The following is a 26,814-nucleotide window of genomic DNA, read 5'->3' as shown; positions in this document are numbered from 1 at the left end:
AGCCTACGCTTCATTCTTTTTTAGAAATGTCCGAATTTCACGCTCAATCTGCTTGTCACCGGAAGCCAGCGCTTTTTCCAGACCGATTTTCAGCACGTCATGAGCCTCTTCAGGCTGCCCCTGTTTTTGCAGTGAGCGACCGAGCAATTTGTAGGCGGCAGTATAGCCGCTGTTCAGGGTCAGGCAGTGTCGTAGGTGGGGGATAGCCTCATCGTAACGGCGCTCATTGAAATAGGCGCTGCCCAGCCCAAAACGTAACATGGCGGAATCCTTACCCTGGGCCAGCATGGCCTCCAGATTTTCAATCAGGGCCATGGTCGGTCAGTGAAAGAGCATGAGCGGGGTTTGTTCATCCATGGCAATACGTTAACGGCGCCAGAACATGGGTGTAAACAAAACAAGAACGGTGAAAATTTCAAGGCGGCCGATAATCATCGCCGCCGAAAGCAGCCATTTGGCCATACTGTTAATTTCACCGTAGTGAGCGGCAGCATCACCCAGACCAGGGCCCAGGTTGTTGAGTGCCGCTGCCGTACAAGACCATGCGGTAAGGTAGTCAAGGCCTGTTAACTGCAGCAGGATGACCAGAAAATAAAAAATGGCCAGGTAGACACCAAAGAATGCCCAGACACTGTCCGCGACGCGTTCCGGCACAGTGCGGTTGCGAAGCTTGATGGGAAAAATCGCACTGGGGTGGATTAGCCGATAAATTTCCCGCAACGATTGCTTGGCCAGAATCAGCATCCGCCCGACCTTAATGCCGCCACCGGTAGAGCCTGCACAGGCGCCAAAGAAAGACAACACAACCAGAAACACAGGCAGGAATGTTGGCCAATTACTATAATTTGTAGTGGCAAAACCGGTGCTGGTCATAATGGAGACCAGCTGAAACACCCCGTGCAGCAGGCTGTCGGTCAATGACAGCGCACCACTCAGAAACAGGTAACCACAACAGATGATACAGCCGCCAACAATCATGTTGAGGTACATCTTCGATTCAGAGTTATGCCAGTAGTGGAGGACACTCCCCTTCACCCAGGCATAGTAGTGCAAGCCAAAACTGATGCCGGAGATGATCATGAAAAAGACCGCCAGCATCATGATGGTGGGACTGTTGAAGTAGCCAATGCTGGCGTCGTAATTGGCAAAGCCGCCGGTAGCAATGGTAGAAAACGCATGGGTGATGGCATCGAACGTGTTCATGCCGGCCAACCAGTAGGCGAAAGAACAAATGATGGTCAGTGACAGATAGATGGTGAACAGTGCCTTGGCGGTTTGGGTAATGCGCGGCGTCATTTTATTGTCTTTGACCGGGCCCGGGGTTTCCGCCTTGTATAGCTGCATACCACCGACGCCCAGCATTGGCATAATCGCAATGGCGATAACAACAATACCAATACCGCCTAGCCAGTGAAGCTGTTGTCGATAGTAGAGAATAGACTTGGGCAGGTAATCCAGCCCGGTAATGACTGTCGCCCCGGTGGTGGTGAGGCCGGAAATAGACTCAAACACTGCATCCGTAAAATGCAGGTGGATGGCGTCAACCAGAATAAATGGCAGGGAGCCCACCAGGCTGAGGACTGTCCAGAACAGCGTGGTGATCACAAACCCGTCTCTGGTGCGAAGATCACCCTTCATGCGGCTGTAAGGAAGCCATAGCAACATGCCAAGGGAAAAAGTGATGGCAAAAGAGAGGAAAAATGCCTGGTGGGTATTTTCGCTGTAGATGGCTGCTATGGCGATGGGTGTCAACAGCGTCAGGCTGAAGATCATCATCATCAGCCCGAGTACTTTTGAAATAATCCGAAATTGCATCGCTGTAAACCAGGCCCCTAGAAAAAGGTAAAGCCGACGGAGAACAATTTTTCAACTTCCCGCGTTCGGCGCTTATCCACCACAAAAACAATGGCGTGGTCATTGTTTTCCACCACTGTATCGTGGTGGGCGATCAGTACTTCGCCATTCCTTACCAGGGCTGCCAGCGTGACTCCCGGCGGCGATTTGATCTCTTCAATGGCGCGACTCACCACCTTGGATGTTTTACTGTCGCCATGAACAATAATTTCCATGGCTTCAGCTGCGCCGCGCCGCAGGGAGTGGGCGGATACGGTATCACCGCGTCGCACATGGCCAAGCAGGGTGCTAGTGGTTGCCTGCTGCGGGGAAATGGCGATGTCGATTTCACCACCCTGCACCAGATCGGCGTACACCGGGTTATTGATCAGCGTCATGACCTTGGCCGCTCCCAAACGCTTGGCCAGCAGGGAGGCCATGATATTCACTTCATCGTCGTTGGTGAGCGCCAGGAAGACATCAGTTTTCTCGATGTTTTCTTCCAGCAATAGATCCTGATCGGTGGCGGAGCCATTCAAAACTACGGTTTTATTCAGGCGTTCAGAGATATATTCGCAGCGGGTCGGTGAAAATTCGATGATCTTGATGTTGTAGCGATCTTCAAGGGCTTTTGCCAGGCGATAACCGATATTGCCACCCCCGGCAATCACCAGCCGGTTGTAGGGTTTTTCGAGGCGTCGCAATTCTCCCATCACCTTGCGAATATTTTTCTTGGCGGCGATGAAGAAAACCTCGTCATCCTCCTCGATCAGTGTATTCCCTTCGGGGAAAATCGGGCGGTCGCGCCGGAAAATGGCAGCTACGCGCGCCTCCACATTGGGCATGTGTTGTTTGAGAAAACGCAGCTCCTGGCCTACCAGGGGGCCGCCTTTAACGGCCCGAACCGCAACCAGCTGAGCGAGTCCGTCTGCAAAATCCAGTACTTGAAGCGCACCCGGCTGTTCAACCAGGCGGTAAATATAGTCGGTGACCACCTGCTCAGGAGTAATCAGATGATCCACCGGAAAATTGTTCTCGCCAAACAGGCGTTCACTCAGTTTTCCAGAGGTGTAGGCGCGGTTGCGTATGCGGGCGATCTTGGTGGGGGTGCGGAATAGGGAGTAGGCGACCTGGCAGGCGACCATGTTTATTTCATCACTGTTGGTGACCGCCACCAGCATGTCGGCATCTTCAATGCCTGCACGCAATAGTACATCCGGGTGAGATGCCATGCCCTGTACGGTACGAATATCCAGTCGATCCTGGAGTTCCCGCAGGCGCCGTTCATCAAGGTCTATGACCGAAATATCGTTAGCTTCACTGGCCAGGTGTTCTGCCAGTGTGGCCCCTACCTGTCCGGCCCCTGTGATGACAATTTTCATAGCTGACTTGTATTCTCAGTTGGTTAGTAGCACTTCTGCCCCCGACGGGTCAGGGTCATCATCATTAAGCTTTAGCTTGTTTTTTCAGTCGTGAAAAGTAAAAACCATCATGACCGCCAGGCTGTGGGAGCAGTTGTCTGCCGACAGGGGTTTCCATTCCTGCCTCAGTGGGAACAGGTTCAACTATGACATCATCGGCATCGCGGATAAAAGCCGTGATTACATCATCGTTTTCCATCGGCAGTACCGAGCAGGTGGCGTAGAGCAAGATGCCATTCTCTGATAGCAGCGGCCACAGGGCGTTAAGCAGGGCTAACTGCAATTCCGCAAGCTTAGCAATATCCTTGGGAGCACGCAGTAGTTTCACGTCCGGATGGCGGCGGATAACACCGGTGGCGGAACAGGGGGCGTCCAGCAGTATCCGGTCAAAGGGGCGACCATCCCACCAGGCGTTTGTATCCAGGGCGTCCGCAGCAATAAGTGCAGCATGCAGGCCCAGTCGCTCCAGGTTTTCCTCCACCCGCTGCAATCGCTGTGCGGAGAGGTCGAGTGCTACCACGTCGCCACCGTTGGAGAGGCACTCCAGTATGTGGCCAGTTTTTCCTCCGGGTGCACAGCAGCTATCCAGTATGTGTTGTCCGGGGGCAACTGACAGTGCTAACGCCGCCAACTGTGCCGCTTCGTCCTGTACGCTGACATCGCCAGCGGCGAAGCCGGGCAGGGCAGAGACATCACAGGGTTGGTGCAGTGTCAGGCCGGTCTGACTGAACGGTGTCGGTGTGGCATCAATACCCGCTGCCAGGAGCCGAGCTAGGTACTGGTCGCGGCTGTCATGGCTGAGGTTGACCCGCAGAGTCATGGGGGGCTGAAGATTATTGGCGTTGACCAGATTATCGAGCTCCCCTGGCCAAGCTTTATCCAGTACATTCAGCAGCCACTTTGGGTGGGCGCTGCTAAAGACCGGGTTGCTGGCGAGCTTTTCAGACAGGGCATCCTGCTCACGCAAAAAGCGTCGAAGCACGGCATTGATTAGCCCTTTTGCCCAGTTTTTCTTCAGTGCCGCTGCTGTGGCAACAGCTTCGTTGACAGCGGCGTGGGGGGGTATGCGTGTTTCCAACAGTTGGTATAGAGAGCAGGCCAGGGTCGCCTCAATATCCAGATCTTTGGACTTGAACGGTTTTGCCAGCAGTTCTCCGAGATAGAGCTCAAGGCGTGGATAGAAACGCAGTGTGCCGTAACAGAGCTGCTGTAACAGGCCGCGGTCTCTTTCCGAGACTTTTCCCAGGTAGTTGGGCAGCAGGCTGCTCAGTGATCCGTCATCACGGAGGATGGCGGAGATAATTTTGGCGGCAGCCACCCGAACGTTCACTGGCCGAGAACCTTGCCGGGCGCAAACATTTCCCCGTAGGCATTGAGAACGTCAGCAACCTGCAACGGTTTTTTCCCGGGCAATTGCAGGTGTGTGATGCGCAGTTGACCATTGCCGGTCTGAACCCATATGCCTTCACGATCAGCATGGTTGACGGTGCCAGGAACTGCTGCCGGTATGTTTTCTGTTTCAGGGATGGCGCGCCAGATCTTGATACGCTCGCCGGACAAGGAGGTATAACAAACGGGGAACGGGTTGAGTGCACGAATTTTTCGGTCGAGCTCGGTGGCGGTATCAGACCAGTTTAGCAGCGCTTCTTCCTTGCTGATTTTGGGTGCGTAGTTGCTCAGGCTGTTATCCTGTTTTTCTGCTACTGCTGTGCCGTGGACAAGTTCTCTCAGGCAACTTAACAGAGCAGATGGCCCTATTCCTGCCAGCTTGTCATGCAAGGTAGCAGCAGTGTCGTCGGCTTCGATGGTGCAGTGAGCCTTAAGCAGCATGTCGCCGGTATCCAGTCCAACATCCATTTGCATGATGGTCACACCGGTTTCAGTATCACCTGCCTCAATAGCGCGCTGAATGGGTGCCGCGCCGCGCCAGCGAGGTAATAGGGAGGCGTGCACGTTGATGCACCCTAATCTTGGAGTTTTCAGCACTTCTTTGGGGAGGAGTAGCCCGTAGGCCACCACGACCATGATGTCTGCCTGGTAACTGGCCAGTTGAGTCTGGGCATCGATGTTTTTCAGGCTTTGTGGCTGCTCAACAGGCAATTGATGCTTATCAGCCAATTGCTTGACCGGGCTGGCGGTGAGTTTTTTGCCACGGCCTGCCGGGCGATCGGGCTGGGTATAGACGGCAACCACTTCAATCTCCGTGGCAGCGATCAGTGCCTCTAGATGAATGGCAGCAAACTCTGGTGTGCCAGCAAAAATAACGCGCAATGGATTATCCTCAGCGCCAGCCAGAAGCTAGTCGGCGTGGCGGCTCAGTTTTTCAAGTTTCGTGCGGATTCGTTGCCGCTTGACCGGCGACAGGTAATCCACAAAAAGTTTGCCGTCCAGGTGATCAATCTCGTGCTGGATACAGACAGCTAACAGCCCGTCCGGCAGAAGCTCAAAGGCGTTGCCATCACGATCCAGCGCAGTAACACGAATATGCTCTGGGCGCTGCACGGTCTCGTAGAAGCCTGGTACAGACAGACAACCCTCCTGGTGGGGGCATGTCTCGTCACCGAGCACCTCAATTTGAGGATTGATTAATACCATGGGCTGGTCGCCAGCTTCCGACAGATCCATGACAATGACTCGCTGATGGACATTTACCTGTGTGGCAGCCAGGCCTATCCCCTGAGCGTGGTACATGGTCTCGAGCATGTCATCCACAAGAGAACGAATTCCATCATTAATATCGTCGACTGCTTTTGCTGTTGTTCGCAGGCGGGGATCGGGGAATTCAAGTATGGTAAGTAATGACATTTGTTTGTGACGGGTTTCTAGCAATCTGGCGTAAACCACTGCTAACATAGGGCCAATGGTAGGGTATTTTTCACAGAATACCGCCGGGTGGGAAGTATACACACAATCGGGATATAGCACACAGGACGGCCAGAAGATGAAAAAAACATTGTTGGGAGTAATAGCAGCATGCGCTATTACCATGGCAGTAATCGCTGCTGAAGCACCCTTTAATGACAATGTGCCCGACAAATACACAGTCAAAAAAGGCGATACACTTTGGGATATTTCCGAGCTTTATCTTCGCGACCCTTGGCTGTGGCCGGAAATCTGGTACGTTAACCCCCAGATTCGCAACCCCCACCTGATCTATCCGGGCGATATTATTTCCCTTGTCTATATTGATGGTCGTCCCCGCTTGACTCTGCAGCGTAGCCGCGATGTGAAGTTGTCCCCAGATGTCAAAGTCCTCCCCCATGAAGCAGCAATTCCTACACTGCCTCTGGATGTGATTAATAATTTCCTGTCGCGCAACCGAGTGGTGACTGAAGATGAAATTGAGGGCTCACCCTATGTTGTGGCGGGCTATGAAAAGCGGATTCTTACCGGCTTCAATGACACGTTCTATGCCCGGGGTGAATTTGATGAAACACCGGCCTATGGCCTTTACCGTATTGGTGAGCCGTATGTCGACCCGGAAACTGAAGAGGTGTTGGGGATTCGTGCCCAGGATATCGGTTCAGCGAAAGTCAAAACCGTAGATGCTGACATTGCCACACTGCAGGCGACACGTGTTGTTGAAGAAGTTCGCATTGGTGAGCGTCTGCTACCTCACGAAGAGCGCCGCCTGGAGTCCAACTTCTACCCCAGCAGCCCCGAAGGAGATATAAAGGGCGTCATCATGGCAGTGGAAGGCGGTATTACCCAAGTTGGCCATCTTGATGTTGTTGCGATCAACCGTGGCGAGCGTGAAGGCCTGGTGGCCGGTAATATTCTAGCGATACATAAACGTGGTGAAACCGTTAAAGATCGCGTTGCCAAGGAACAAATCACATTGCCCAGTGAGCGTGCCGGTCTGGTCATGGTTTTCAGAACCTTCGAAAAAATGAGTTATGGTCTGGTGATGAGCGCTGATCGGCCGTTGGCAGTGAACGATTTGGTACAGAATCCCTGATCGGAAACGGTTTCAGAAAACGCCGACATTGAGTCGGCGTTTTTTTTGATTAAAATTTGGCATATTGAGGTGTTCAAGGATGAACAGCATGGATAAGGATAGGAGCGCCTGCCTTATTTTGGCCATGGCCAAAAGCATTCGCGCCAGCGATATCTGGATGTTATTGCGGCATGGCGTATCACTATCAGCAGTGGTGGCTGAGCCCGAAAGTATTACCAGTGTGATAGCAGACCAGAAGGCAGTCAGGCGATGGTCCGAGCTGAGACCGCAACTGCCACAACTCGAAGATCGCGCCGATGAGGTTTTAAACTGGTGCGTTCGTCATCAGGTCAATTGCATTACGGCCCTTGATGGGACATACCCGCCTCTACTCAGAGAAATCTCCGTGCCTCCCCCGCTGTTGTTTGTGCGGGGAGAAAGTTCCTGCTTGTCGATGCCACAGATTGCCGTGGTCGGGAGTCGCAATGCAACACCCCAGGGCCTCAGGAATGCTGAAAGCTTTTCCCGATATCTGGCCAGCGGTGGATTTGTGATCACCAGTGGGTTGGCATTGGGTATCGATGGGGCTGCGCATCGAGGCGCTCTTCAAAGTGGAAAAACAGTGGCGGTATTGGGGGCTGGTGTGGATGTGGTTTACCCGAGACAGCACCAGGATATTTATCAGCGTATTCTTGAGGGTGGTGGTGTTGTGGTCAGTGAATTTTTTCCGGGAACCTCACCCCTGCCATCGCATTTTCCTCGCCGCAATCGCTTGATCAGTGGGTTGAGTTCCGGCGTGCTGGTCGTTGAGGCGGCGCTAAAAAGTGGTTCGTTAATCACGGCTCGATATGCTCTGGAACAGAATCGGGAAGTCTTTGCCATTCCTGGATCCATCCACAATCCCATGAGCAGGGGAAGCCACCTTCTCATCAAGCAGGGGGCGACACTGGTGGAATCACCACAGGAGGTTGTCGAACAGTTGGGCGGCATGCTTGAATATTATGCTGAAACGGTCGTCACGACGGCGCCCGAATGTTCGGGCGAGGAGAAGAGGCTGTTATCCGCCATGGGGTTTGATCCTGTGGACGTGGATAGTCTGGTGATATCGACCGGAATGCCTGCCAAGCATGTGATGCAAATGCTGATGTTATTGGAATTGGATGGAAAGGTTGTTTCCATCAACGGTTCATTTCAGCGACTGGAATGATTTCCAAGCTGTCCATAAAATGACCGGCAGACGGATTTTAGTAACAAAACCAATCTGTTATCGCTATTTTTTCGGTTGCGAAAGCCGGTTTGTTCCGGTAGCCTGCGCTGCTTTTCAAAAGGGAGTAAAAAATGAGCAAGCCCTTTGTTGCTATTCTTATGGGTTCTGATTCTGACTTGCCGACCATGGAAGCCAGTTTTGAAATACTGAAGAAATTTGACGTTCCGTTCGAAGTGAAGGTGCTGTCTGCACACCGCACACCTGAGGCCACACACAGCTATGTGCAGGGCGCAGACCAGCGTGGTTGCGCCGCATTCATCTGTGCGGCCGGCATGGCGGCGCACCTGGCGGGAGCCGTTTCTGCCAACACACTGAAACCGGTTATTGGCGTGCCCATCAATTCTTCCCTGGATGGATTGGATGCCCTCCTCTCCACGGTGCAAATGCCCGGTGGTATTCCCGTGGCCACCGTAGCCATTGGCAAAGCTGGCGCTAAGAATGCCGCTTATCTGGCAGCACAGATTATCGGTGTCAGTGACAGTGAGCTGCATCGCAAGCTGGTTGAAGAGCGTGCCGCCAATGCCCAGGCCATCCTAGATAAAGATGCCGCGTTACAGGAAAAGCTGAACAACGCTTGACCGGCAATTTGAATCCCATGCTCCTCCCAACCCTGCACATTGCCGGGGCTGTAAAAGCCTTGCGCAATGGTGGGGTTATTGCCTACCCCACGGAGGCAGTTTGGGGTCTTGGTTGTGACCCTCTGGATCAGTCAGCCGTTCACCGTATCCTTGCCATGAAACATCGGCGCCAGGATATGGGGCTGATCATGATTGCTTCAAATATTTCCCAGTTTGAGCCGTTTTTAAGCGGCCTGCCTACACCTTACCTGCAGAGACTTGAAGACAGTTGGCCCGGGCCGCAGACTTGGCTGGTACCCAACAATGGAGCTGCTCCCTGCTGGGTTACCGGGGGACGTGAGACGTTGGCGCTGCGGGTGACCAGCCACCCGATTGCCGCGGCCCTTTGCCAGAAATATGGTGGGCCGTTGATCTCTACTTCCGCGAATCCCCATGGTCGTCCACCCGCAACGTCCCGGCTCAAGGTCGAGCTGTATTTTCATTCTCTGCTTGATGCTGTGGTGCCTGGCCCTCTCGGTGGTATGCAAAAACCAACGCCAATTATCAACCTGTTAACCGGTGAGACGATCCGCACCGGTTGATGTACCTGCTTTATCCTTTTTTCAGAGTGTTGCGGTTGTCATTGCCGTCCTGGCAAAGCAAACTTGCGCATCCTGCATTGATGTCCAGCGAGTAAAAACCATGACCGACAAGCTAGCCGTTAAAAATTACCTGCTTGAATTGCAGAATCGCATTTGCGAGGGTTTGCAGGCAGAAGATGGCGGCAGTTGTTTTCAGGAAGACAGCTGGGTTCGTGAGGAAGGGGGTGGCGGTCGCAGCCGGGTGATTACTGGCGGCGCGGTGTTTGAGAAAGGAGGTGTAAATTTCTCCCATGTGCACGGCAACCAGCTCCCCCCATCAGCTACAGCGGCGCGGCCGGAACTCGCCGGACGCTCCTTTGAGGCCATGGGTGTTTCCCTGGTGATGCACCCGGAAAATCCCTACGTGCCGACCTCGCATGCCAACGTACGTTTTTTTATCGCCGAAAAAGAGGGAGAACAACCCGTCTGGTGGTTTGGCGGCGGCTATGACCTGACTCCTTACTACGGCAACCAGGAGGACTGCCAGCATTGGCACAGAACGGCCAAGGCAGCCTGTGAACCCTTTGGTGAAGAAATTTATCCTCGCTTCAAACAATGGTGTGACGATTACTTTTATCTTAAACACCGCAGTGAGCCGCGTGGAGTTGGTGGCCTGTTTTTTGATGATTTCAATGAGCCCGGCTTTGAGCAAAGCTTTGCCCTGATGCGTGCGGTGGGAGACAGCTATCTGGATGCTTACGGACCCATCGTTCAGCGTCGCAAGGGTGCTACCTGGGGAGAGCGTGAAAGAGAATTTCAGCTCTACCGTCGAGGGCGCTATGTAGAGTTCAACCTAGTCTATGATCGGGGCACGTTATTCGGCTTGCAGACCGGCGGCCGTACCGAGTCTATCCTGATGTCGCTACCACCCCTGGTTCGCTGGGAGTACAACTGGCAACCGGAACCGAACAGTCCCGAAGCAGAACTATATGAGATTTATTTGCAGCCCAGAGACTGGGTTTGAAGGAAAAGAGAATGACTGATCGCTACGCAGTTTTTGGTAACCCTGTTGAGCAAAGTAAGTCCCCTACTATTCATGCAGCGTTTGCTGCCCAGACCGGGCAGACGATGACCTACAGTAAACAGCTGGTTGCGCTGGATGGTTTCAGTGAGGCTGCGGAAGCCTTTTTCGCCGCAGGTGGCAAGGGCTTGAACATTACCGTGCCCTTCAAACAGGAAGCCTACAGTTTTGCAGCACGATTGACAGCGCGGGCACGGCATGCCGGTGCCGTAAACACTCTGGCGTTACAGGATGATGGCACAATTCTCGGGGACAACACTGACGGTGTTGGGATGGTGCAGGACCTTCAGGAAAACCTTGGCTGGCAGATTCGTGGCAAGAAAGTACTGGTGCTGGGTGCCGGTGGTGCCGTACGCGGTGTGCTCGAACCCCTCTTGGAGCAACTGCCACAGCATGTGGTGATTGCCAATCGTACCATCGACAAAGCTCTACAGCTGGCCAAGGGCTTTGCTGAAATGGGTTACCTGCTGGGCTGTGGTTTTGACATGCTGGAAGGGCAGCAATTTGACCTGGTCATCAATGGCACCAGCGCCAGCCTGGCAGGAGAAGTGCCACCCCTGCCAAATGATTTGCTCACCGCCGATGGTCACTGTTACGACCTGATGTATGCGGCGCAACCCACGCCATTTCTCGTCTGGGCACGGCAGCATGGGGCGCGAGCCGTGTCCGATGGCCTGGGTATGCTGGTCGAGCAAGCGGCGGAATCCTTCAAGCTCTGGCGTGGGGTCAAACCGGAGACTAAACTGGTGATATCGGAATTAAGGGACAACCTGACGTAAGGGAGTGGATCGGTGATGAAGCATATTCTGAAAGTAGTAGCTGCGGCGATCTGTTGTCAGTGGCTAAGTTTGGCAGCGAATGCATCTGAAGGCTTGTGGATCGATGTGCGATCAGCAACAGAGTATGAACAAGGTCATTTGCCTGGGGCAATCAATGTTATCCACACTGAAATCGGCTATGCCATTAACAGTCTCGCGCCAGATAAAAATCAGTCTATCAGGCTGTATTGCGGCAGCGGTCGTCGAGCGGGTATAGCGTTGCAGACCCTGGAAAATATGGGTTATACCAAGGTCAGCAACGAGGGTGGTTACAGCGAGCTGATCAATAGCCAGTAAACCAGAAGGGTTTATTCGGCGTCGTTGCGCCAGTCACCGGAGGCCTCTGCCAGATACTGATCTTTCAGTTTGACGTAATTGCCGGGTGAATAAGTGAAAAACTCCCGCTCCTTGTCGCTGACAGCCCTTAATAATCTGCAGGGGTTGCCCACGTAAAGGTTGCCGCTCTCAAGGCGTTTCCCCGGCGGTACAACGGTACCCGCACCAATAATGACTTCATCCTCGACGATAGCGCCATCATTCACGATGGCACCATTCCCGACCAGAATACGATTCCCCAGGGTGCATCCGTGAAGAATCGCACCGTGTCCAACAATGACATCATCACCGATGGTCAGGGGCCAGCCGCCCGGATTGAAGTGGCTGGCGTGGGTGATGTGAAGAACGGCCGTGTCCTGCACATTGGAGCGATTGCCAATAGTGATACGGTGCATATCACCGCGAATCACGGCACCGGGCCATACGGACACATCATCGCCCAGGGTGACATCGCCTATCACCGTGGCGGCCGGGTCCACATAGACGCGGGCTCCCAGTGTTGGGGTGATGTCTTTATGAGGGCGAATGTTGTCGGTCATACTATTTTCTCGCAAAGTTGCTGTTGATATGAAGTTATAATAACGCCCATCCGGGCACTCTCAAACCTCTCTGTGGTGTGTCTTGTGTAGTTCAATCAATATCAGCGGGCAAGTGGATTCTGTCGCCATGTACAGTCAAAAAAAACGTTTTATCGCTGGAGCTGTTTGCCCGCGCTGCAATGCAATGGATAAGATCGTTGTGTTTTCAGAAGATGGAAAAGACTACCGGGCCTGTGTCAGCTGTGATTTCAGAGAACAGATGTTTTTGCAAAGCGCTCCCCGAGAACTCGAGACGCGCGTCAATCGTACCGAAGCTGAAAAGCAGGCAGAAGTGCAACCGGTCAAGCTGATCGATCCAGGCAAGTAAAAAGCGTAATTAATTGATCAACACCCGGGCAGACTGGCTGTTGAGCAGAAGATTGACCGATAGATTATCCACCAAGCAGGGCCAGCGTTGCAGGTCGCTAGCCCAGCGACTGCTCCGATCCACCTTGCATGCCTCGGGCACCAACACCAGATCCCCTCCCTGAAGATGATCCGCAATGATGTGGACAGCATGGTCGAGCTGGTTGGCGAAGGGCTCGCCAATGAGGTGATGAATGATCAGGTTGGAGCGTGTCATGTCCATGGGAACCAGTGGCATATTATAGCGGGACATGAAGCGGTCATTGACCTCCTCAATCAGCCGGTGAGCCAGGTAGGACTCATCCATCAGTGCGTTGAGCCCATCATGGCCGTCGATGAGGTTCGGAGGTTGGATAAAAAATTCCTTGGCAATTTGCATGACCGGCTCAGTGTAGTCGGTAATGTCACACTCGCTGGCAATAGTATCTACCGCATCAATAAACTCAGGCACCTGGTCAATGTAGTGAATAATAAAATTGAGCAGGGCTGGCACAATATTTTCTGGAGGCAGCTGAATGGTGTGATGGAGCCTGGAAACTCTGGCCTGCATCAGGCGTGCAAGCTGGCCAGTGGCTTGTTCATGTGATTTGGCGGCGGCGATGGCCTGGCGGATGTTGACGGTATCCATACACAAAAACTAGTTGAGAGAAATGAAAAGGCAAAGAACATCTTGGCATAAGACATCGTCAATCCTGGTCTATCAGGTTTTGTGTGCTATCCATTGATGCCGTCGAGTGTACCGATAGAACAACCACCCCATTAGCACGCTGCGCGACGCCAGAAAGGAAAGGTAGGCGAGCCACAGCCCGTGGTTGCCCATGGGCCGGGCAAAAAACCAGACGGGTAAAAAAACCACTAGCACGGCCGCGATCATGGTTTGTTGCATGGCGTGGGTTTTTCCGCTGCCGATAAACACGCCATCGGCCATAAAACAGATAAGGCCAACCAGCGGCAGAGCAACCAGCCAGGGCCAGTAAACCAGGGCTGCCGAAGTCACTGCGGGCAGACTGGTAAACAAACTGACAATGGCGTGTGGTAACAGCCAGTAGAGAGCGGTGGCCACTAAGGCGATAACAAATCCCCAGAACGTGCTGTTGTAGCAGAGTTGAAGAAAGCGTTCCGTTTGCCGGGCACCAATAGCCTGGCCGGTGAGAGCCTCCGCGGCGTGGGCGAATCCGTCCTGGGTAAATGCCACCAATAATAGTAGTTGCATCAGGATGGCGTTAGCCGCCAAAACGGCATCACCCTGCCGGGCGCCTTGGGCGGTAAAGAAAGTCATGGTGAATAACAGCAGGGCAGTTCGCACAAATAAATGGCGATTGACGGTGAAAAATTCACGGTATTGATGCCATTTGCCCAACTGGCGCCACTGCCAGTTGTGGTCAAGGGTGCGAAGCTTGATGGATACCAGAGCCAGTGCGGTGAAGACGCCCAGATACTCGGCTGTGAGTGATGCCAGTGCGGCCCCCCGGCTGTTCCAGTCAAAACCAATGATGAACAGGAAATCCAGCACAATGTTGGCCAGGTTGACAATCAGCATGACGGCCAGGGTGGTTCGTGCCTGTTGCAGGCCCAATAGCCAGCCGATGGTGCAGTAAGTCATGAAGGTGGCTGGTGCGGCAAAGATTCTGATCAGGCAGTACTCGGTGGCTAGGGGCATGACTTCTGCTGAGGGACTAATCAGGTGAAGGACGAGGCTGACAATCGGCGTACGAAAGATGATAAGCCCCAGCCCCAATAACAGAGCCAACAGCAAAGACTGGAAGAGCAGTTCCTTGCATCGCCGACCATCGTTGGCACCCCATGCCCTGGCAGTCAGGCCCGTGCTGCCCATGCGGAGGAAGGCAAACAACCAGAACAGCAGGGTAATCACACTGCTGCCTGCGGCGACAGCAGCTAAAAAATTATCAGATGAAAGGTGACCGAGGATTCCGGTGTCCACCAAACCTAGCAAAGGTACACTCAGGCTGGCCAGTGTCATGGGTAAGGCGATCTGAAAAACCTGACGTGTTATTTGGGGGTTTAACATGGCCGGGTGCCGGAAAAAAGACTAGTTTGACAGAAAACCCCTACGTTCAGGAGGGTGAATACTCTGGAGCGAAGCAGAAAAAGTCTGCTATACTCGCGCGGTTTTCCCTGTCCAATACTGGGTGCCCGGTTGCGGCTGAGAAAACGTATTACTTTAAACTGAAAACTTGATGACTGGAGATAGGGCGATGTCAAGAAGAGCAAGTATGCTTTTCGCGCTTGTGTTTGCCCCTGCAATATCCTTGGCCTTTATGAGCAAGGCAGTGGCAGAGGAGGCACAGCGTTGGGCTGTTAATATGCCCAAGGGGGCAACCCCCGTAAGCAACGCAATCTACGATATTCATATGATCATTTTTTGGATCTGCGTGGTAATCGGAGTTGGCGTTTTCGCAGTAATGTTTTACAGCATGTTTGCACACCGCAAATCAAAAGGTGCTGTAGCGGCTAACTTCCATGAAAACACCACGGCAGAAATTGTCTGGACAGTGATTCCTGCATTGTTGCTGATCGTTATGGCAGTCCCTGCGACAACAGCCTTGTTGGATGTTTATGACACCACAGAAGCTGAAATGGATATCAAGATCACTGGCTACCAATGGAAGTGGCAGTATGAATATCTTGGTGAAGATGTCGCCTTTGTGAGTGAACTGACAACACCCGAGGAAGAAATCTACAATACCGCCCCCAAAAGCCAATACTATCTCCAAGAAGTTTCACAGGCACTTGTTCTTCCCGCCAAGACGAAAGTCCGTTTCCTGATTACCGGTAAGGATGTTATCCACTCTTGGTGGGTGGTGGATCTGGGCGTTAAGAAAGATGCGATCCCAGGGGTGGTTAACGAAGCCTGGGCGTATATCGAAGAACCCGGTATCTACCGCGGTGAATGTGCCGAGCTTTGTGGTAAAGGCCACGCCTTTATGCCGATTGTTGTGAATGTACTGGAAAAAGAAGAGTACAACGCCTGGTTGGCCAAGAAGAAAGAGGAAGTGGCAGCGGAACGTGATTTGGCAAAGAAAACGTTTACTCTTGATGAGCTCATGGCTCAGGGTGAAGCTGCTTACAACCGGTCATGCGCTGCCTGTCACGCTGGCAATGGTGAAGGCATCCCCGGCGTATTCCCCGCATTGAAAGGTTCTGCTATGGCTACAACTACTGGTGACTATGCTGCTCATCTTGATATTGTCGTCAATGGCAAGGCTGGGACAGCGATGCAGGCCTTCGGTGGCCAGCTGTCTGAGGTAGACATAGCAGCCATCATTACCTACGAGCGAAATGCTTGGGGGAACTCGACTGGCGATCTGGTGCAGCCACTTGATGTTCTTAAATTTAAGCAAGGCCAATAAGGAGGATTAAGTCATGGCACACGGTCCCGCTAAAGGTATTGGCCGCTGGCTATTTACCACTAATCACAAGGATATCGGCACGCTCTACCTCTGGTTCAGCTTTGCTATGTTTCTACTGGGTGGCACTTTTGCAATGGTGATTCGCGCCGAGCTGTTCCAGCCTGGTATGCAACTCATTAAACCTGAATTCTTTAACCAAATGACAACCATGCATGGTCTGGTGATGGTGTTTGGTGCCATCATGCCGGCCTTCGTCGGTCTCGCCAACTGGCTGATTCCGATGATGATCGGTGCGCCTGATATGGCGCTGCCGCGCATGAACAACCTGAGTTTTTGGATTTTGCCCTTCGGGTTCAGCCTGCTGGCATCCACCCTGTTCATGGAAGGAGGTGGGCCCAACTTTGGCTGGACCTTCTATGCGCCACTGTCGACCACTTATGCGCCCAGCACAGTCAACTACTTCATTTTTGGCATGCATATTATAGGCGCTTCTTCGATCATGGGCTCCATCAATATCATCGCCACCGTGCTGAACATGCGCGCACCGGGCATGACATTGATGAAAATGCCGATGTTCGTCTGGACCTGGTTGATCACTGCATTCCTGCTGATCGCTGTTATGCCGGTATTGGCTGGCGCAGTTACCATGATGCTCATGGATATTAACTTCGGTACCAGCTTTTTTGATGCTGCCGGTGGCGGTGACCCGGTACTGTTTCAGCACGTGTTCTGGTTCTTCGGACACCCTGAGGTTTACATCATTGTTTTGCCGGCGTTTGGTGTGATTTCTCATATCATTCCAACCTTTAGCCGCAAACCGCTGTTTGGTTATAGCTCCATGGTGTATGCAACCGCTTCCATCGCCTTCCTGTCGTTTATTGTTTGGGCTCACCACATGTTCTTGGTCGGTATGCCGATTGGTGGTGAGCTGTACTTTATGTACGCCACCATGCTTATTGCGGTGCCAACAGCCGCGAAGGTTTTTAACTGGATTTCTACCATGTTCCGTGGTTCCATCAGCTATGAAACACCGATGCTGTTCGCCATTGCCTTTGTGGTTCTCTTCACGATTGGTGGCTTTACCGGCCTGATGCTAGCTATTGCTGCCGCCGATGTGCAGTACCATGACAGCTACTTCGTAGTAGCCCACTTCCATTATGTTATGGTGGCGGGCGCGGTATTCTCAGGTACCGCAGCCGTATACTACTGGCTACCGAAATGGTGTGGTCGTATGTACAACGAAACCATGGGGAAAGTGCAATTCTGGATCTCCTTTATCGGGTTTAACATCACGTTCTTCCCGCAGCACTTCTTGGGTCTGGCCGGTATGCCGCGTCGCTATGCCGACTACGCTCTCCAGTTCTCGGATTGGAATATGATTTCTAGTATTGGAGCCTTTATTTACGGTGCTTCTCAGTTGCTGTTCATATTTAACGTGATTCGTACTATCAGATCAGGTACGCCCGTTAGTGAACCCAAAACTTGGGAAGGTGCAGAGGGTCTGGAGTGGACAGTTGCCACCCCAGCGCCTTACCACACGTTCGCAACGCCTCCGGAAGTGAAGTAAGAGATAGAGATAGAAACATGTCTGCTGCACCGAACAACAGAAAATTGCTGGTCAAGCTGTTATCCGGTGCAGTGTTCATGTTCATCTTTGCGTTATTTGTGATGCCGCCGCTATATAACGTGTTCTGTGAAATTACAGGCATCGGTGGCAAAACAGGTGGGCCCTATGTAGCCTCTGAAGCTGGTGTGGATACCAGCCGTCAGGTGAAAGTACAGTTTGTTGCAACCAATAATGGTGCTATGCCCTGGCAGTTCGGCCCTAAGGTGTTTGAAGTGAGTGTGCATCCGGGAGAGCCGACCGAGGTGGCGTTTTATGCCAAGAACAGTACACACCGAAATATGGTGGCACAGGCAGTACCGAATGTGACGCCATTCAATGCGGCAGAGTACTTCCATAAAACAGAATGCTTCTGTTTTAACCAGCAACCGCTGAAAGCGGGAGAGGACGCCGAGTTGCCCTTGGTCTTTATCGTTGACCGCGATTTGCCAACAGCGATAACGACCATAACGCTGTCCTACACCTTATTTGATATTACGAATCAAAGTGACGATTCGTTGGCACAAGTAAATTGATAAAAGTGCTGTGCGCTCACGCATGGCGATGATGGAGAAAATTAATGTCAACTGATAGCAACTATTACGTACCCGAGAGTAGTCGCCTGCCTATTTTTGCGGCTACTGGAATGGGTGTGATGGCCTACGGTGCAGGCTCCTGGGTACAGGGCGGTAGTGCGGCATTTTTCCTGGCCGGTGCCCTGATCATGGCCTTTACATTGTATACATGGTTCAGCACAGTCATTAAAGAAAATATGGCTGGCATGAACAGTGATCAGCTCAAGCGTTCCTATGTCTGGGGCATGAGCTGGTTTATTTTTTCCGAAGTGATGTTCTTTGCCTGTTTCTTCGGAGCACTCTGGTACGTTCGCGTACTGGCACTACCCTGGCTTGGTGGTGAGGGTGGACATGCGGAAAGCTCATTATTGTGGGAAGGCTTTAAGCCTGAATGGCCGCTGATGACCACGCCCGATATGGTTGTCAATGGTGATGCGGCTCGGTTCAAGGGCCCTGATGAGAATATGAGCTTCCCCGGCTGGGACAAGCTGTTTAGCTGGTTGCCACTCTGGAATACCGTGGTACTGCTGACCTCCAGCGTAACAGTGCATATGGCTCACACAGCCTTGAAAAATCACAACCACACCAAGTTCAATGGCTGGTTGGGTCTGACTGTGCTGTTGGGTGGCATCTTCCTGGTGTTGCAGGCTGAAGAATACATTCATGCTTACCAGCACATGGGCTTGACCCTGGAATCCGGTATTTATGGAACCACCTTCTTCATGCTGACCGGCTTCCACGGTGCTCACGTCACCATGGGCACGATCATGCTGCTGATCCAGTTCCTGCGTGGCCTGAAAGGTCACTTTACCCATGACGATGCGTTTGGCTTTGAAGCTGCATCCTGGTACTGGCACTTTGTTGATGTGGTCTGGGTAGGTCTGTTCATCTTTGTTTATGTGCTGGCTTGATCTGCCAATCTATAACCTGTTTGTTCCAAAAAAAAATGGCCAGGATTTTCCTGGCCATTTTTATCTTAGGGATTCGGTATCAATCAGCTTTGATCTAAGATTGCGTTGCTGTTTGATGCGGGGCAAGACGTTCCGGGTGTAGCTGCCTGTCCCATGGTGCCTTGCTCGTGAGTTGGCCGGAATAAATCCCCCAGGCAATGGTGCCCACGAGAGCGGTGGCCAAAATAACCCTTAAACCCAGTGCGTAGAGGGTTCTTTTTCTTGGGTTTCCGACATCTTTCATCAGGAACACCAGAGCACTGCTAAGACTGATCAATACAGCAATAAAGAGTATGATGATGATGGCTTTAAGCAACATGTGTTCAATTTCTCGTCCACCAAAAAATTGATTTAAACACAGATGTCACAACAGGCGCAGCAAGAATCCCGTTTTTCTTTCCGATGGCAGCCCAATTGGAAAATATTGCTGTTTACAGCATTTTTTCTACCCGTCACGGTCAACCTGGCTATCTGGCAACTGAACAGGGCGGAGGAAAAACAACAACTGCTGGAAGATTATCAGCAGCGAGATGTTGCGCAGCCCGTGCCGCTTGTTTCTCTGGGAGAACAGCCAGATCAACAATATGTACGAGTCCGGGTTAGGGGTGAATACGATAACCGCTCTCCCCTGCTTTTGGATAACCGGGTCCGCCATGGTCGACCAGGTTTTGAGGTCATCTCGCTTTTTCAGATGCCGACAGGTCAGTGGTTGCTGGTCAACCGTGGCTGGGTACAGGGCAGTATGGATAGAGCCGAGCTTCCCCTTATTGATGATGTTATTGGTGAGGTGGAATTGTCGGGCTATCTGTATCAGTCGCCGGGTGAGCAGATCATGCTGGGTGAAGACCGCTGGGCGGTTGAGGATGGACCAAAAATTATTCAGAATGCGGCACCGGAAAAAGTCGCTGAAAAGCTGTCGATCCCGATATACGGCTATACCCTGAGGCTCGATGAGCAAAAACCCGGAGCTTATGAGACGGGCTGGGATGTGGTCAATTTGATGCCAAGCAAACACACCGGTTATGCTGTGCAGTGGTCTGCGCTAGCCATAGCGTTGGTGGTTTTAACGTTGTTCGCCAACTCCAATTTGGGTGCAGTGATTAAAAGCCGCCGTCGTCAACAAATAAGAGAGGAAGGCTGATGACTCAGCAGGAAAAAACACGCAGTGGCCAATGGCACCTCTGGTTGTTGATTATCATTCTCGGGGGTGTCATCACTGCCGGCTTTCTATTGTTTCCGAAGACAGAAAAAGCGCGCCAAAAATTACTGGGTAGTTTAGGTACCACGAATCATGGTGAGTTTGTGTTGCCTGCGGTCTCCATGAAATCCCTTCAGCTACAGAACGCTGATCAAGCTCCATGGGTGTTTGATGAACAGAAAGTGAAATGGCGCATGATAATACCTGGCCATGCGGCTTGTAATCAGGAGTGCCAGGATCTTCTTTACCTGACTCGTCAGGTTCACATCAGCCTGGGAAAATACAGCCGTCGTTTTGAGCGCATTTACATCAATTTTGATGGACAGCTGGACTCCGATACCCAGGAATATTTAAAGCTGCACCCCTTTTTACACGTTTTGAATGGCAGTCAAAGTGAGCTGATGGAAATATTGGCAGAAACCAATACTCCGCTAAATGTTAAAGACGCCCCTCTCCGTGCCTACATGGTCGACCAAAACGGTTTAATTATGATGAGCTACACGCTGGCCGATGACGGACTCGAGATCATTGAAGATATAGAGCATCTGATGAAGTACTCACCAGGTTGATCCCGGCAAACCAGAGGCACTACTGACAGCGCGATGATCAGATTCAGCAAACCCAAGCACCAAAAAGCGGGTTTTTCTTTAGCGCTTGCCGCCACGGTGGTGGCGGCCTTGGTGCTGCTCCTCGGTGTGCTGACACGATTGTCTGATGCAGGACTGGGGTGTGAGGGTTGGCCGAGTTGTTATGGAGCATCCCTACAGGCCGGTAGTATGGATAAAGCGCCTGAATCGGTGCTTACATCGACTGCACAGATAGAGATTTTTCACCGTTACCTGGCGGCAGTATTGGGGCTGATGGTAATTATGCTGGCGATTATCTCCTGGCGTCGGCGGGAAATGGAGGAGTATCCCTTTCGGTTGCCGACACTGATACTGTTTCTGGTGGCTTGGCAGGCTGTGTTCGGCATGTGGTCGGTCACGCTGAAGTTGCTCCCCCAGGTAGTGACCTTTCACTTGATAGCGGGAATGGTGACGTTCTCATTGATCTGGTTGTTGACGTTACGCCTGGGGAGTCGACCCTGGGAGCTGAATGAGAAAACTGACCTGCAGTTGCAGCGACTCAAGCCCTGGCTGCTGGTATTGATGTCAGCATTGCTGCTACAAATTGGCTTAGGGGGGTGGACCAGTGCAAATTATGCTGCCTTTGCCTGTAGCGATTTCCCCACCTGTCAGGGAGAGTGGTGGCCTGACATGGATTTCCGGCAGGGTTTTGATTTTACTCAACCAGTCGGTCCCAGCTACCTTGGCGGCAAGCTGGAAACAGAGGCTCGGGTTGCCATACATGTCACTCATCGCATTGCGGGGTTGGTATTAGCGGTTTTGACCGTCATAATTGCCACCCCTTTGCTGAGAATAAAAAATAGTCAGGTTCGAGTGCTGACGACAACGTTCGTCATGCTCATGCTCACAGAGCTGCTGCTTGGTGTGGCTAACAATTTGTTGATGGCCCCCATGCTGACGGCATTGCTGCACCACCTGATCAGCGCATTGTTATTACTTGTTCTAGTGGCCCTGATGACCGGAATCTGGTTGGCCAAACCGAGATATCAGAGGCAGGAGTCCTGAAATGATGAATGAAGCAGAACTCAAGATGGAAAAAGCCACCTGGAGAGATTACCTGGAATTGACCAAGCCCAATGTTGTGGCCTTGATGATTCTGACTACGGTCATTGGTATGTTTCTGGCGGTACCGGGTATGGTGCCAGTGGATGTGCTGATTTTGGGCAATCTGGGTATTGCTGTTTGTGCTGGTGCGGCAGCCGTCGTCAATCATGTCGTGGATCGTCAAATTGATACCAAGATGGCGCGTACCTTCAACCGCCCGGTCGCCAAAGGCCGTGTTGAGCCTGTTCAGGCCATGCTGTTTGCCGTCGTGCTGGGCGTGGTGGGGATGGCGATTCTGCTAATTTATATCAATGCCCTGACAGCGTGGCTAACATTGGCATCGCTGGTGGGTTATGCGGTGATCTATACCCTGTTCCTGAAGCGGGCGACACCTCAGAATATTGTGATTGGAGGTCTGGCCGGTGCGGCCCCTCCCCTGCTAGGTTGGACTGCGGTCACCGGGGAAATTCACGGTCATGCCTTGCTGCTGGTGCTGATTATTTTTGCCTGGACACCGCCACATTTCTGGGCGTTGGCAGTTCATCGCAAGGATGAGTACGCCAAGGCGGATATCCCCATGCTGCCTGTTACACATGGTGAAAAGTACACCAAGCTGCATATTTTCCTGTACACCCTGATTTTGCTGGTTATCAGTGTCCTGCCCTTTGTGACGGGTATGAGCGGCTGGTTGTATCTACTGGGTGCGGTCGTCCTCGGCATTGGCTTTATCTATTGGGCCATTGTGATGATGATCGGCAAAAAGCCTGATGCAGGAATGGATACGTTCAAATATTCCATTATTTACCTCATGGCACTGTTCGTCATTATGCTGGCCGACCATTATCTGGTGACCGTGCCGACCTTTATCCAGTAGCTTTTATCTAGAAGAGACAAAGTCTGAGGGAGGCTAGACATTATGGCGCCAATCAAGGCTTTAAATACCGGCAGTGTCCGTTTAACACTCGTGGTTGTACTGGTGTTTGTGGCATTGGTGCTAACCGGGTTTGTTTACAAAATGAATCAACCTCGTATTCTCAATAAATACGAGCTGCGGGCAAATGGTGCCGTTGAACTGGATACTCCGAGAAAATTTTCTGATTTTCAGTTAACAGATCACCATGGTCAGCCTTTTACACAGGAAAACTTGAAAGGCAAATGGACGCTGATCTTCTTTGGCTTCACACACTGTCCGGATATTTGTCCGACAACCATGGCTGCCGCCGCCAGAATGTACGCTGCGCTGGATGAAGATGAGCGGGAAAATCTTCAGGTTTTGCTGATTTCTCTCGACCCGGAACGGGATACGCCAGAGCAGCTGGCCAAATATGTGCCCTACTTCAATAGCGATTTTATCGGTGTCAGTGGTAACCAGCACGTGCTGTTAAAGCTTGCCACCGAGTTGAATGTCGCCTTCAGCAAGGTGGATCTCGACAATGGTGATTACACCATTGATCACAGTGGTAACCTGGTTCTGATCAACCCCTACGGGCATTACCATGGGTTTATGAAGCCACCTTTTGAAGAAGGCAGCATGCGTCTTGCCTGGCGCTCCATTAACGCCAGTTTCTGATTTATTCCCGTTTCAGCAGTGACAGCGCAAAGAGTATTGCCGCGCTGAGCACAATAGATGGTCCGGCGGGTGTATCGGCGAACCAGGAGGCCGACAAGCCGATGAGGACGGCCAGGCTGCCAGCCAGGCTGGCATAAATTGCCATCTTTTCCGGCGTGTTAGCAAAGCGCCTGGCAGTAGCCGCCGGAATCACCAGTAAAGCTGTGATCAACAGCACGCCCACGACCTTCATAGCAATAGCGATTTCCAGTGCAATAATCAGCATCAGTGCGGTGCGCACGGCCGTCACAGGCACGCCTTCAACCCTTGCTAGCTCCTCATGGATCGTCATCGTCAGCAAGGGTTTCCACAGCCAGATGATCAGTCCAATCGCAATGGTGCCGATAAGATAGATGGTGATTACATCTCTGGGGGTGACTGTCAGCAAGTCTCCAAATAGTAAGCTCATCAGGTCGACACGCACATCTGGCATGAGTGCCATCGCCACCAGGCCTATGGCTAGCGACGAATGCGAAAGGATGCCGAGTAATGTATCAGAGGCCAGGGTTTGCTGTTGCTGCAGCATAACCAGTAACAAGGCCAGTAACAGGCAGATCACCACTACGGAGAGTGTGAGGTTCACCGATAATAACAATGCCAGTGCAACACCGAGCAGTGATGAGTGAGCGAGTGTATCGCCGAAATAGGCCATGCGACGCCAGACAATAAATGCGCCCAGGGGTCCGGTGACCGCGGCGACACCAAGCCCGGCAAGCAAGGCGTACAAGAGGACATCAATCATGGCCGCAAGACCTGTCGTGTTGATGAGCTTTACCGGCAGTGACCACGTCACCACGTAGATCGTGCTGGTGGTTGTGGTGGTGGGTGTAGGGTGCTGTTTTAGTCCCAAACAGCTCAATGAAGGCTGGGTTGCTGCTGACCTGATCCGGATGACCGTGGCAGCAGATATGCTGGTTTAAGCAGATAACTTCGTCGGTGGCAGACATCACCAGGTGAAGGTCGTGAGACACCATAAGGACGGCGCAGTCGAGACGATCTCGCAATTGGCCAATCAGGCGGTAGAGACTCTCCTGCCCTACTACATCAACACCCTGCACGGGTTCATCCAAAACCAGAAGATTTGGTTTGCGCAGAATAGCTCTTGCCAGAAGCGCCCGTTGCATCTCACCCCCCGACAGGGATTGCAGGGGTTGGTTGCCCGCCGAAGGATCAATACCAACCTCCCCCAATGCAGCCTGACACTTTTCTTTATCCGGTTCAGAGAGAGCAAGAAAGCGGTCAAGGGTAATCGGTAGCGTGGGATCAATCAGCAGCTTCTGTGGCATGTAGCCAATACACAGGTTTGAGGCCAGATAAAGTTCGCCGGCATCGGGTTTGAGCAGTCCCAGCACCAGTTTTACTAGGGTGGTTTTACCGGCGCCATTGGGGCCAATCAGGGTAATGATCTGGCCGGGCATCACTGTCAGATCGATGCCGGATAACACCGAATTGCCTCGAAAGGATTTACAAACCCCAGTCAATTGAATCAGGGGATTGCTCATGACTGGCACTCCGGACAGAGCCCAACAATTTCAATCACTTGTGATTCAACCTGGAAGTTGGCACGTTGGGCCGTCTGTTCCACGGCCGTCGTCAGGTAATCAGCACTGCATTCAGCGGCTGAGCCACACTCACGGCAAATCAGAAAAACGTCATTATGATCATTTCCAGGGAACGGGCAGCCGATATAGGCGTTCAATGATGCCAACCGATGAATCAGGCCTTGCTCAAGCAGGAATTCTATCGATCGGTACACCGTTGGTGGCAAGATGCGTTTCACCGGGGAGGTGGCCAGGGTCATCTGGTCGACAATATCGTAAGCGCCCAAAGGTCGATGACTGGCCCATATGGTTTTAAAGACAGCTTCCCGAATGGGTGTTAGCCTCACTTGGCGATCGTCGCAGAGCACCTTGGCGCGTTGCATGGCTGCCGTAACACAGCGTTTATGGTCGTGATGGTGGTAGGCCACCTTGGAATTTGTCCACATACAAATATGCTTGTAAAAATAAAATGTTATTTTATATCATTTGTGGTGGTAGGCAATCAGTAATGACACAATGATTGTTGATGGCATAATGGTAATACTGTGCAATACACAACCTGGATAATTGCAATAATATAACATAATGAAAAAATACACTTTTCTAACGATCGTTATTGTGAGCTTCTGGATGGGGGCATCAGCGGCCATGGCCGACACGAAGGCTACCGTGCTGGTAACGATTAAACCCCTGGCAATGTTGGTGAAAGGGGTCGTGGGCGATGAATTGACTGTGCAGCAGTTGTTGCCTGGCAATATTTCACCCCATGACTATGCGTTGAAATTCTCGGATGTCCGTGCCATCAATGAGGCCGCGCTTGTGGTTTGGGTGGGCCCGGAACTTGAGTCGGCGTTTAGTAAGCCGTTAACGGGGAACGGGAAAGAGGTACTGACGCTGATGAATCTTCCAGGTCTCATCTGGCCAGTCATATCCCAGGCAGAGGAAGAGGAGCATGGTGAGCACGACGCCATGCATGACCACCACAGTCACCCTGCACATGACAGGGACCCACATCTCTGGTTGAACCCGGTGAATGGCCAAATGGTGGCGCATGCAGTGGCAGAACGATTGGCAGAACTGTTTCCCGACAAGAAGGGGGCTTTTGACGAGAACTTAAGCAGATTTTCCAAGGAGATCGAGGCATTAGACGGGCGGGCAAGAAGTGCGTTGACCCCTTTGCGTGAACGGGGTTTTGTGGTGACTCACGATGGCTACGGACATTTTGTGCAGCATTATGGTTTGAAGCAGTTGGCATCGGCGCAGGTAGTTGCCGGACGTCAACAGGGCGCCAAACACGTGGCGGAGATGCTGGCACTGGGCGAACAGGTGCAATGTGTGTTTACAGAGGTGCAGCTCAACAACAAAACTGCTGAGCAGCTGGCCAGAAAGCTGGGAGTAAAAACGAGTGAACTTGATCCTATCGGACGCGATGTCCAGTCAGATGAAAACAGTTATCTGACCTTTATGGAAAACCTGATAACAGCATTTACTCAAGGATTGACTGGCAGCGGTGAATAAAAAC

The 26,814-nt window shown here is 52.2% G+C and carries 31 protein-coding genes; 18 read left to right on the top strand and 13 right to left on the bottom strand.

The features are described from left to right. Window positions 1-3: 3 nt before the first annotated feature. The 6 genes from ACYZYZ_RS03825 to def form a co-directional block, all read right to left on the bottom strand. Window positions 4-315, bottom strand: a complete 312-nt coding sequence (locus tag ACYZYZ_RS03825; protein WP_461483304.1) for a tetratricopeptide repeat protein — start codon at window positions 313-315, stop codon at window positions 4-6. Between the two features lie 51 nt (window positions 316-366). After that, complete coding sequence (locus ACYZYZ_RS03820; protein WP_461483303.1) at window positions 367-1,815, bottom strand: TrkH family potassium uptake protein; 1,449 nt, start codon at window positions 1,813-1,815, stop codon at window positions 367-369. Window positions 1,816-1,832: 17 nt separating this feature from the next. Further along, the gene (gene trkA, locus ACYZYZ_RS03815) at window positions 1,833-3,215 is read right to left on the bottom strand and encodes a Trk system potassium transporter TrkA (protein ID WP_305170362.1); all 1,383 of its coding nucleotides are present in this window, start codon (window positions 3,213-3,215) and stop codon (window positions 1,833-1,835) included. Window positions 3,216-3,279: 64 nt separating this feature from the next. Next, complete coding sequence (gene rsmB, locus ACYZYZ_RS03810) at window positions 3,280-4,584, bottom strand: 16S rRNA (cytosine(967)-C(5))-methyltransferase RsmB (RefSeq protein ID WP_305170363.1); 1,305 nt, start codon at window positions 4,582-4,584, stop codon at window positions 3,280-3,282. Beyond that, entirely contained in the window at window positions 4,581-5,525 is a 945-nt protein-coding gene (gene fmt / locus ACYZYZ_RS03805; RefSeq protein ID WP_461483302.1) for a methionyl-tRNA formyltransferase, read from the bottom strand. The genes rsmB and fmt overlap by 4 nt, the downstream gene beginning before the upstream one ends. 27 nt (window positions 5,526-5,552) lie before the next feature. Continuing rightward, on the bottom strand, window positions 5,553-6,059 hold the full coding sequence (gene def, locus ACYZYZ_RS03800; RefSeq protein WP_305170548.1) for a peptide deformylase: 507 nt from the start codon (window positions 6,057-6,059) through the stop codon (window positions 5,553-5,555). Window positions 6,060-6,195: 136 nt separating this feature from the next. Here def and ACYZYZ_RS03795 point away from each other — a divergent pair, with 136 nt between their 5' ends. The 7 genes from ACYZYZ_RS03795 to ACYZYZ_RS03765 all read left to right on the top strand — a co-directional run bounded on the left by ACYZYZ_RS03795 (window position 6,196) and on the right by ACYZYZ_RS03765 (window position 11,792). Then, window positions 6,196-7,212, top strand: coding sequence for a LysM peptidoglycan-binding domain-containing protein (locus ACYZYZ_RS03795; RefSeq protein WP_305170365.1), 1,017 nt, complete (start codon window positions 6,196-6,198; stop codon window positions 7,210-7,212). Between the two features lie 88 nt (window positions 7,213-7,300). Continuing rightward, window positions 7,301-8,398 carry a DNA-processing protein DprA gene (gene dprA / locus ACYZYZ_RS03790; protein ID WP_461483301.1) on the top strand — a complete coding sequence of 366 codons (1,098 nt, stop codon included), beginning with the start codon at window positions 7,301-7,303 and terminating at the stop codon, window positions 8,396-8,398. A gap of 131 nt (window positions 8,399-8,529) precedes the next feature. Beyond that, window positions 8,530-9,036 (top strand): 5-(carboxyamino)imidazole ribonucleotide mutase, encoded by a 507-nt coding sequence (gene purE / locus ACYZYZ_RS03785; RefSeq protein ID WP_305170367.1) that lies wholly within the window; start codon window positions 8,530-8,532, stop codon window positions 9,034-9,036. 17 nt (window positions 9,037-9,053) lie between these two features. After that, a complete protein-coding gene (locus ACYZYZ_RS03780) occupies window positions 9,054-9,617 on the top strand; it encodes an L-threonylcarbamoyladenylate synthase type 1 TsaC (protein ID WP_305170368.1) in 564 nt (187 codons plus the stop codon). A gap of 100 nt (window positions 9,618-9,717) precedes the next feature. Then, window positions 9,718-10,620, top strand: coding sequence for an oxygen-dependent coproporphyrinogen oxidase (gene hemF / locus ACYZYZ_RS03775; RefSeq protein WP_461483300.1), 903 nt, complete (start codon window positions 9,718-9,720; stop codon window positions 10,618-10,620). 11 nt (window positions 10,621-10,631) lie between these two features. Continuing rightward, window positions 10,632-11,456, top strand: a complete 825-nt coding sequence (gene aroE, locus ACYZYZ_RS03770) for a shikimate dehydrogenase (protein WP_461483299.1) — start codon at window positions 10,632-10,634, stop codon at window positions 11,454-11,456. Window positions 11,457-11,471: 15 nt separating this feature from the next. Then, window positions 11,472-11,792, top strand: a complete 321-nt coding sequence (locus tag ACYZYZ_RS03765; RefSeq protein WP_461483312.1) for a rhodanese-like domain-containing protein — start codon at window positions 11,472-11,474, stop codon at window positions 11,790-11,792. A gap of 11 nt (window positions 11,793-11,803) precedes the next feature. On the opposite strand, the gene ACYZYZ_RS03760 is transcribed toward ACYZYZ_RS03765, so the two are convergent. Beyond that, window positions 11,804-12,370 carry a gamma carbonic anhydrase family protein gene (locus ACYZYZ_RS03760; RefSeq protein WP_305170372.1) on the bottom strand — a complete coding sequence of 189 codons (567 nt, stop codon included), beginning with the start codon at window positions 12,368-12,370 and terminating at the stop codon, window positions 11,804-11,806. A 127-nt stretch (window positions 12,371-12,497) separates the two neighbouring features. Between ACYZYZ_RS03760 and ACYZYZ_RS03755 the strand changes: the two genes are divergently transcribed. Continuing rightward, complete coding sequence (locus ACYZYZ_RS03755) at window positions 12,498-12,737, top strand: YheV family putative zinc ribbon protein (protein WP_305170373.1); 240 nt, start codon at window positions 12,498-12,500, stop codon at window positions 12,735-12,737. A 9-nt stretch (window positions 12,738-12,746) separates the two neighbouring features. On the opposite strand, the gene ACYZYZ_RS03750 is transcribed toward ACYZYZ_RS03755, so the two are convergent. Together ACYZYZ_RS03750 and ACYZYZ_RS03745 are read right to left on the bottom strand one after the other, a co-directional pair. Continuing rightward, window positions 12,747-13,403: a hypothetical protein gene (locus ACYZYZ_RS03750; protein ID WP_305170374.1), complete on the bottom strand. Its 657-nt coding sequence runs from the start codon at window positions 13,401-13,403 to the stop codon at window positions 12,747-12,749. 72 nt (window positions 13,404-13,475) lie between these two features. Continuing rightward, complete coding sequence (locus ACYZYZ_RS03745) at window positions 13,476-14,804, bottom strand: MATE family efflux transporter (RefSeq protein ID WP_461483298.1); 1,329 nt, start codon at window positions 14,802-14,804, stop codon at window positions 13,476-13,478. Between the two features lie 187 nt (window positions 14,805-14,991). On the opposite strand from ACYZYZ_RS03745, the gene coxB reads away from it, so the two are divergent. From coxB to ACYZYZ_RS03725, 4 genes are read left to right on the top strand one after another with little or no spacing between them, the layout of a single operon-like run. Further along, entirely contained in the window at window positions 14,992-16,146 is a 1,155-nt protein-coding gene (gene coxB / locus ACYZYZ_RS03740; protein ID WP_461483297.1) for a cytochrome c oxidase subunit II, read from the top strand. A 13-nt stretch (window positions 16,147-16,159) separates the two neighbouring features. After that, entirely contained in the window at window positions 16,160-17,713 is a 1,554-nt protein-coding gene (gene ctaD, locus ACYZYZ_RS03735) for a cytochrome c oxidase subunit I (protein ID WP_461483296.1), read from the top strand. Between the two features lie 17 nt (window positions 17,714-17,730). Beyond that, window positions 17,731-18,285, top strand: coding sequence for a cytochrome c oxidase assembly protein (locus tag ACYZYZ_RS03730; RefSeq protein ID WP_461483295.1), 555 nt, complete (start codon window positions 17,731-17,733; stop codon window positions 18,283-18,285). A 44-nt stretch (window positions 18,286-18,329) separates the two neighbouring features. After that, window positions 18,330-19,235 (top strand): cytochrome c oxidase subunit 3, encoded by a 906-nt coding sequence (locus tag ACYZYZ_RS03725; RefSeq protein WP_461483294.1) that lies wholly within the window; start codon window positions 18,330-18,332, stop codon window positions 19,233-19,235. A 94-nt stretch (window positions 19,236-19,329) separates the two neighbouring features. On the opposite strand, the gene ACYZYZ_RS03720 is transcribed toward ACYZYZ_RS03725, so the two are convergent. Further along, entirely contained in the window at window positions 19,330-19,593 is a 264-nt protein-coding gene (locus tag ACYZYZ_RS03720; protein ID WP_461483293.1) for a twin transmembrane helix small protein, read from the bottom strand. Window positions 19,594-19,635: 42 nt separating this feature from the next. Between ACYZYZ_RS03720 and ACYZYZ_RS03715 the strand changes: the two genes are divergently transcribed. From ACYZYZ_RS03715 to ACYZYZ_RS03695, 5 genes are read left to right on the top strand one after another with little or no spacing between them, the layout of a single operon-like run. Further along, window positions 19,636-20,415, top strand: a complete 780-nt coding sequence (locus ACYZYZ_RS03715; RefSeq protein WP_461483292.1) for an SURF1 family protein — start codon at window positions 19,636-19,638, stop codon at window positions 20,413-20,415. Next, on the top strand, window positions 20,415-21,041 hold the full coding sequence (locus tag ACYZYZ_RS03710) for a hypothetical protein (protein WP_461483291.1): 627 nt from the start codon (window positions 20,415-20,417) through the stop codon (window positions 21,039-21,041). The genes ACYZYZ_RS03715 and ACYZYZ_RS03710 overlap by 1 nt, the downstream gene beginning before the upstream one ends. A 33-nt stretch (window positions 21,042-21,074) precedes the next feature. After that, window positions 21,075-22,103: a COX15/CtaA family protein gene (locus tag ACYZYZ_RS03705; RefSeq protein ID WP_461483290.1), complete on the top strand. Its 1,029-nt coding sequence runs from the start codon at window positions 21,075-21,077 to the stop codon at window positions 22,101-22,103. Window positions 22,104-22,107: 4 nt separating this feature from the next. After that, window positions 22,108-23,016 (top strand): heme o synthase, encoded by a 909-nt coding sequence (gene cyoE, locus ACYZYZ_RS03700; RefSeq protein ID WP_305170549.1) that lies wholly within the window; start codon window positions 22,108-22,110, stop codon window positions 23,014-23,016. A gap of 42 nt (window positions 23,017-23,058) precedes the next feature. Beyond that, on the top strand, window positions 23,059-23,712 hold the full coding sequence (locus ACYZYZ_RS03695; RefSeq protein WP_461483289.1) for an SCO family protein: 654 nt from the start codon (window positions 23,059-23,061) through the stop codon (window positions 23,710-23,712). A gap of 1 nt (window position 23,713) precedes the next feature. Here the strand turns inward: ACYZYZ_RS03695 and znuB are convergent, their stop codons facing one another. From znuB to ACYZYZ_RS03680, 3 genes are read right to left on the bottom strand one after another with little or no spacing between them, the layout of a single operon-like run. After that, window positions 23,714-24,493 carry a zinc ABC transporter permease subunit ZnuB gene (gene znuB / locus ACYZYZ_RS03690; RefSeq protein WP_461483288.1) on the bottom strand — a complete coding sequence of 260 codons (780 nt, stop codon included), beginning with the start codon at window positions 24,491-24,493 and terminating at the stop codon, window positions 23,714-23,716. Beyond that, on the bottom strand, window positions 24,486-25,253 hold the full coding sequence (locus ACYZYZ_RS03685) for an ATP-binding cassette domain-containing protein (RefSeq protein ID WP_461483287.1): 768 nt from the start codon (window positions 25,251-25,253) through the stop codon (window positions 24,486-24,488). The genes znuB and ACYZYZ_RS03685 overlap by 8 nt, the downstream gene beginning before the upstream one ends. Continuing rightward, window positions 25,250-25,738: a Fur family transcriptional regulator gene (locus tag ACYZYZ_RS03680; RefSeq protein ID WP_461483286.1), complete on the bottom strand. Its 489-nt coding sequence runs from the start codon at window positions 25,736-25,738 to the stop codon at window positions 25,250-25,252. Before ACYZYZ_RS03680 ends, ACYZYZ_RS03685 begins: the two co-directional genes overlap by 4 nt. Window positions 25,739-25,877: 139 nt before the next feature. Here ACYZYZ_RS03680 and ACYZYZ_RS03675 point away from each other — a divergent pair, with 139 nt between their 5' ends. Continuing rightward, window positions 25,878-26,810 (top strand): zinc ABC transporter substrate-binding protein, encoded by a 933-nt coding sequence (locus ACYZYZ_RS03675; protein WP_305170389.1) that lies wholly within the window; start codon window positions 25,878-25,880, stop codon window positions 26,808-26,810. The last annotated feature ends 4 nt before the right edge of the window (window positions 26,811-26,814 follow it).

It is taken from the genome of Porticoccus sp., from assembly GCA_023261185.1.
Classification (GTDB): Bacteria; Pseudomonadota; Gammaproteobacteria; order Pseudomonadales; family Porticoccaceae; genus Porticoccus; species Porticoccus litoralis.
The sequence above is the reverse complement of the archived record's forward strand: the minus strand, read 5'-3'. Positions and strand labels throughout refer to the sequence as shown.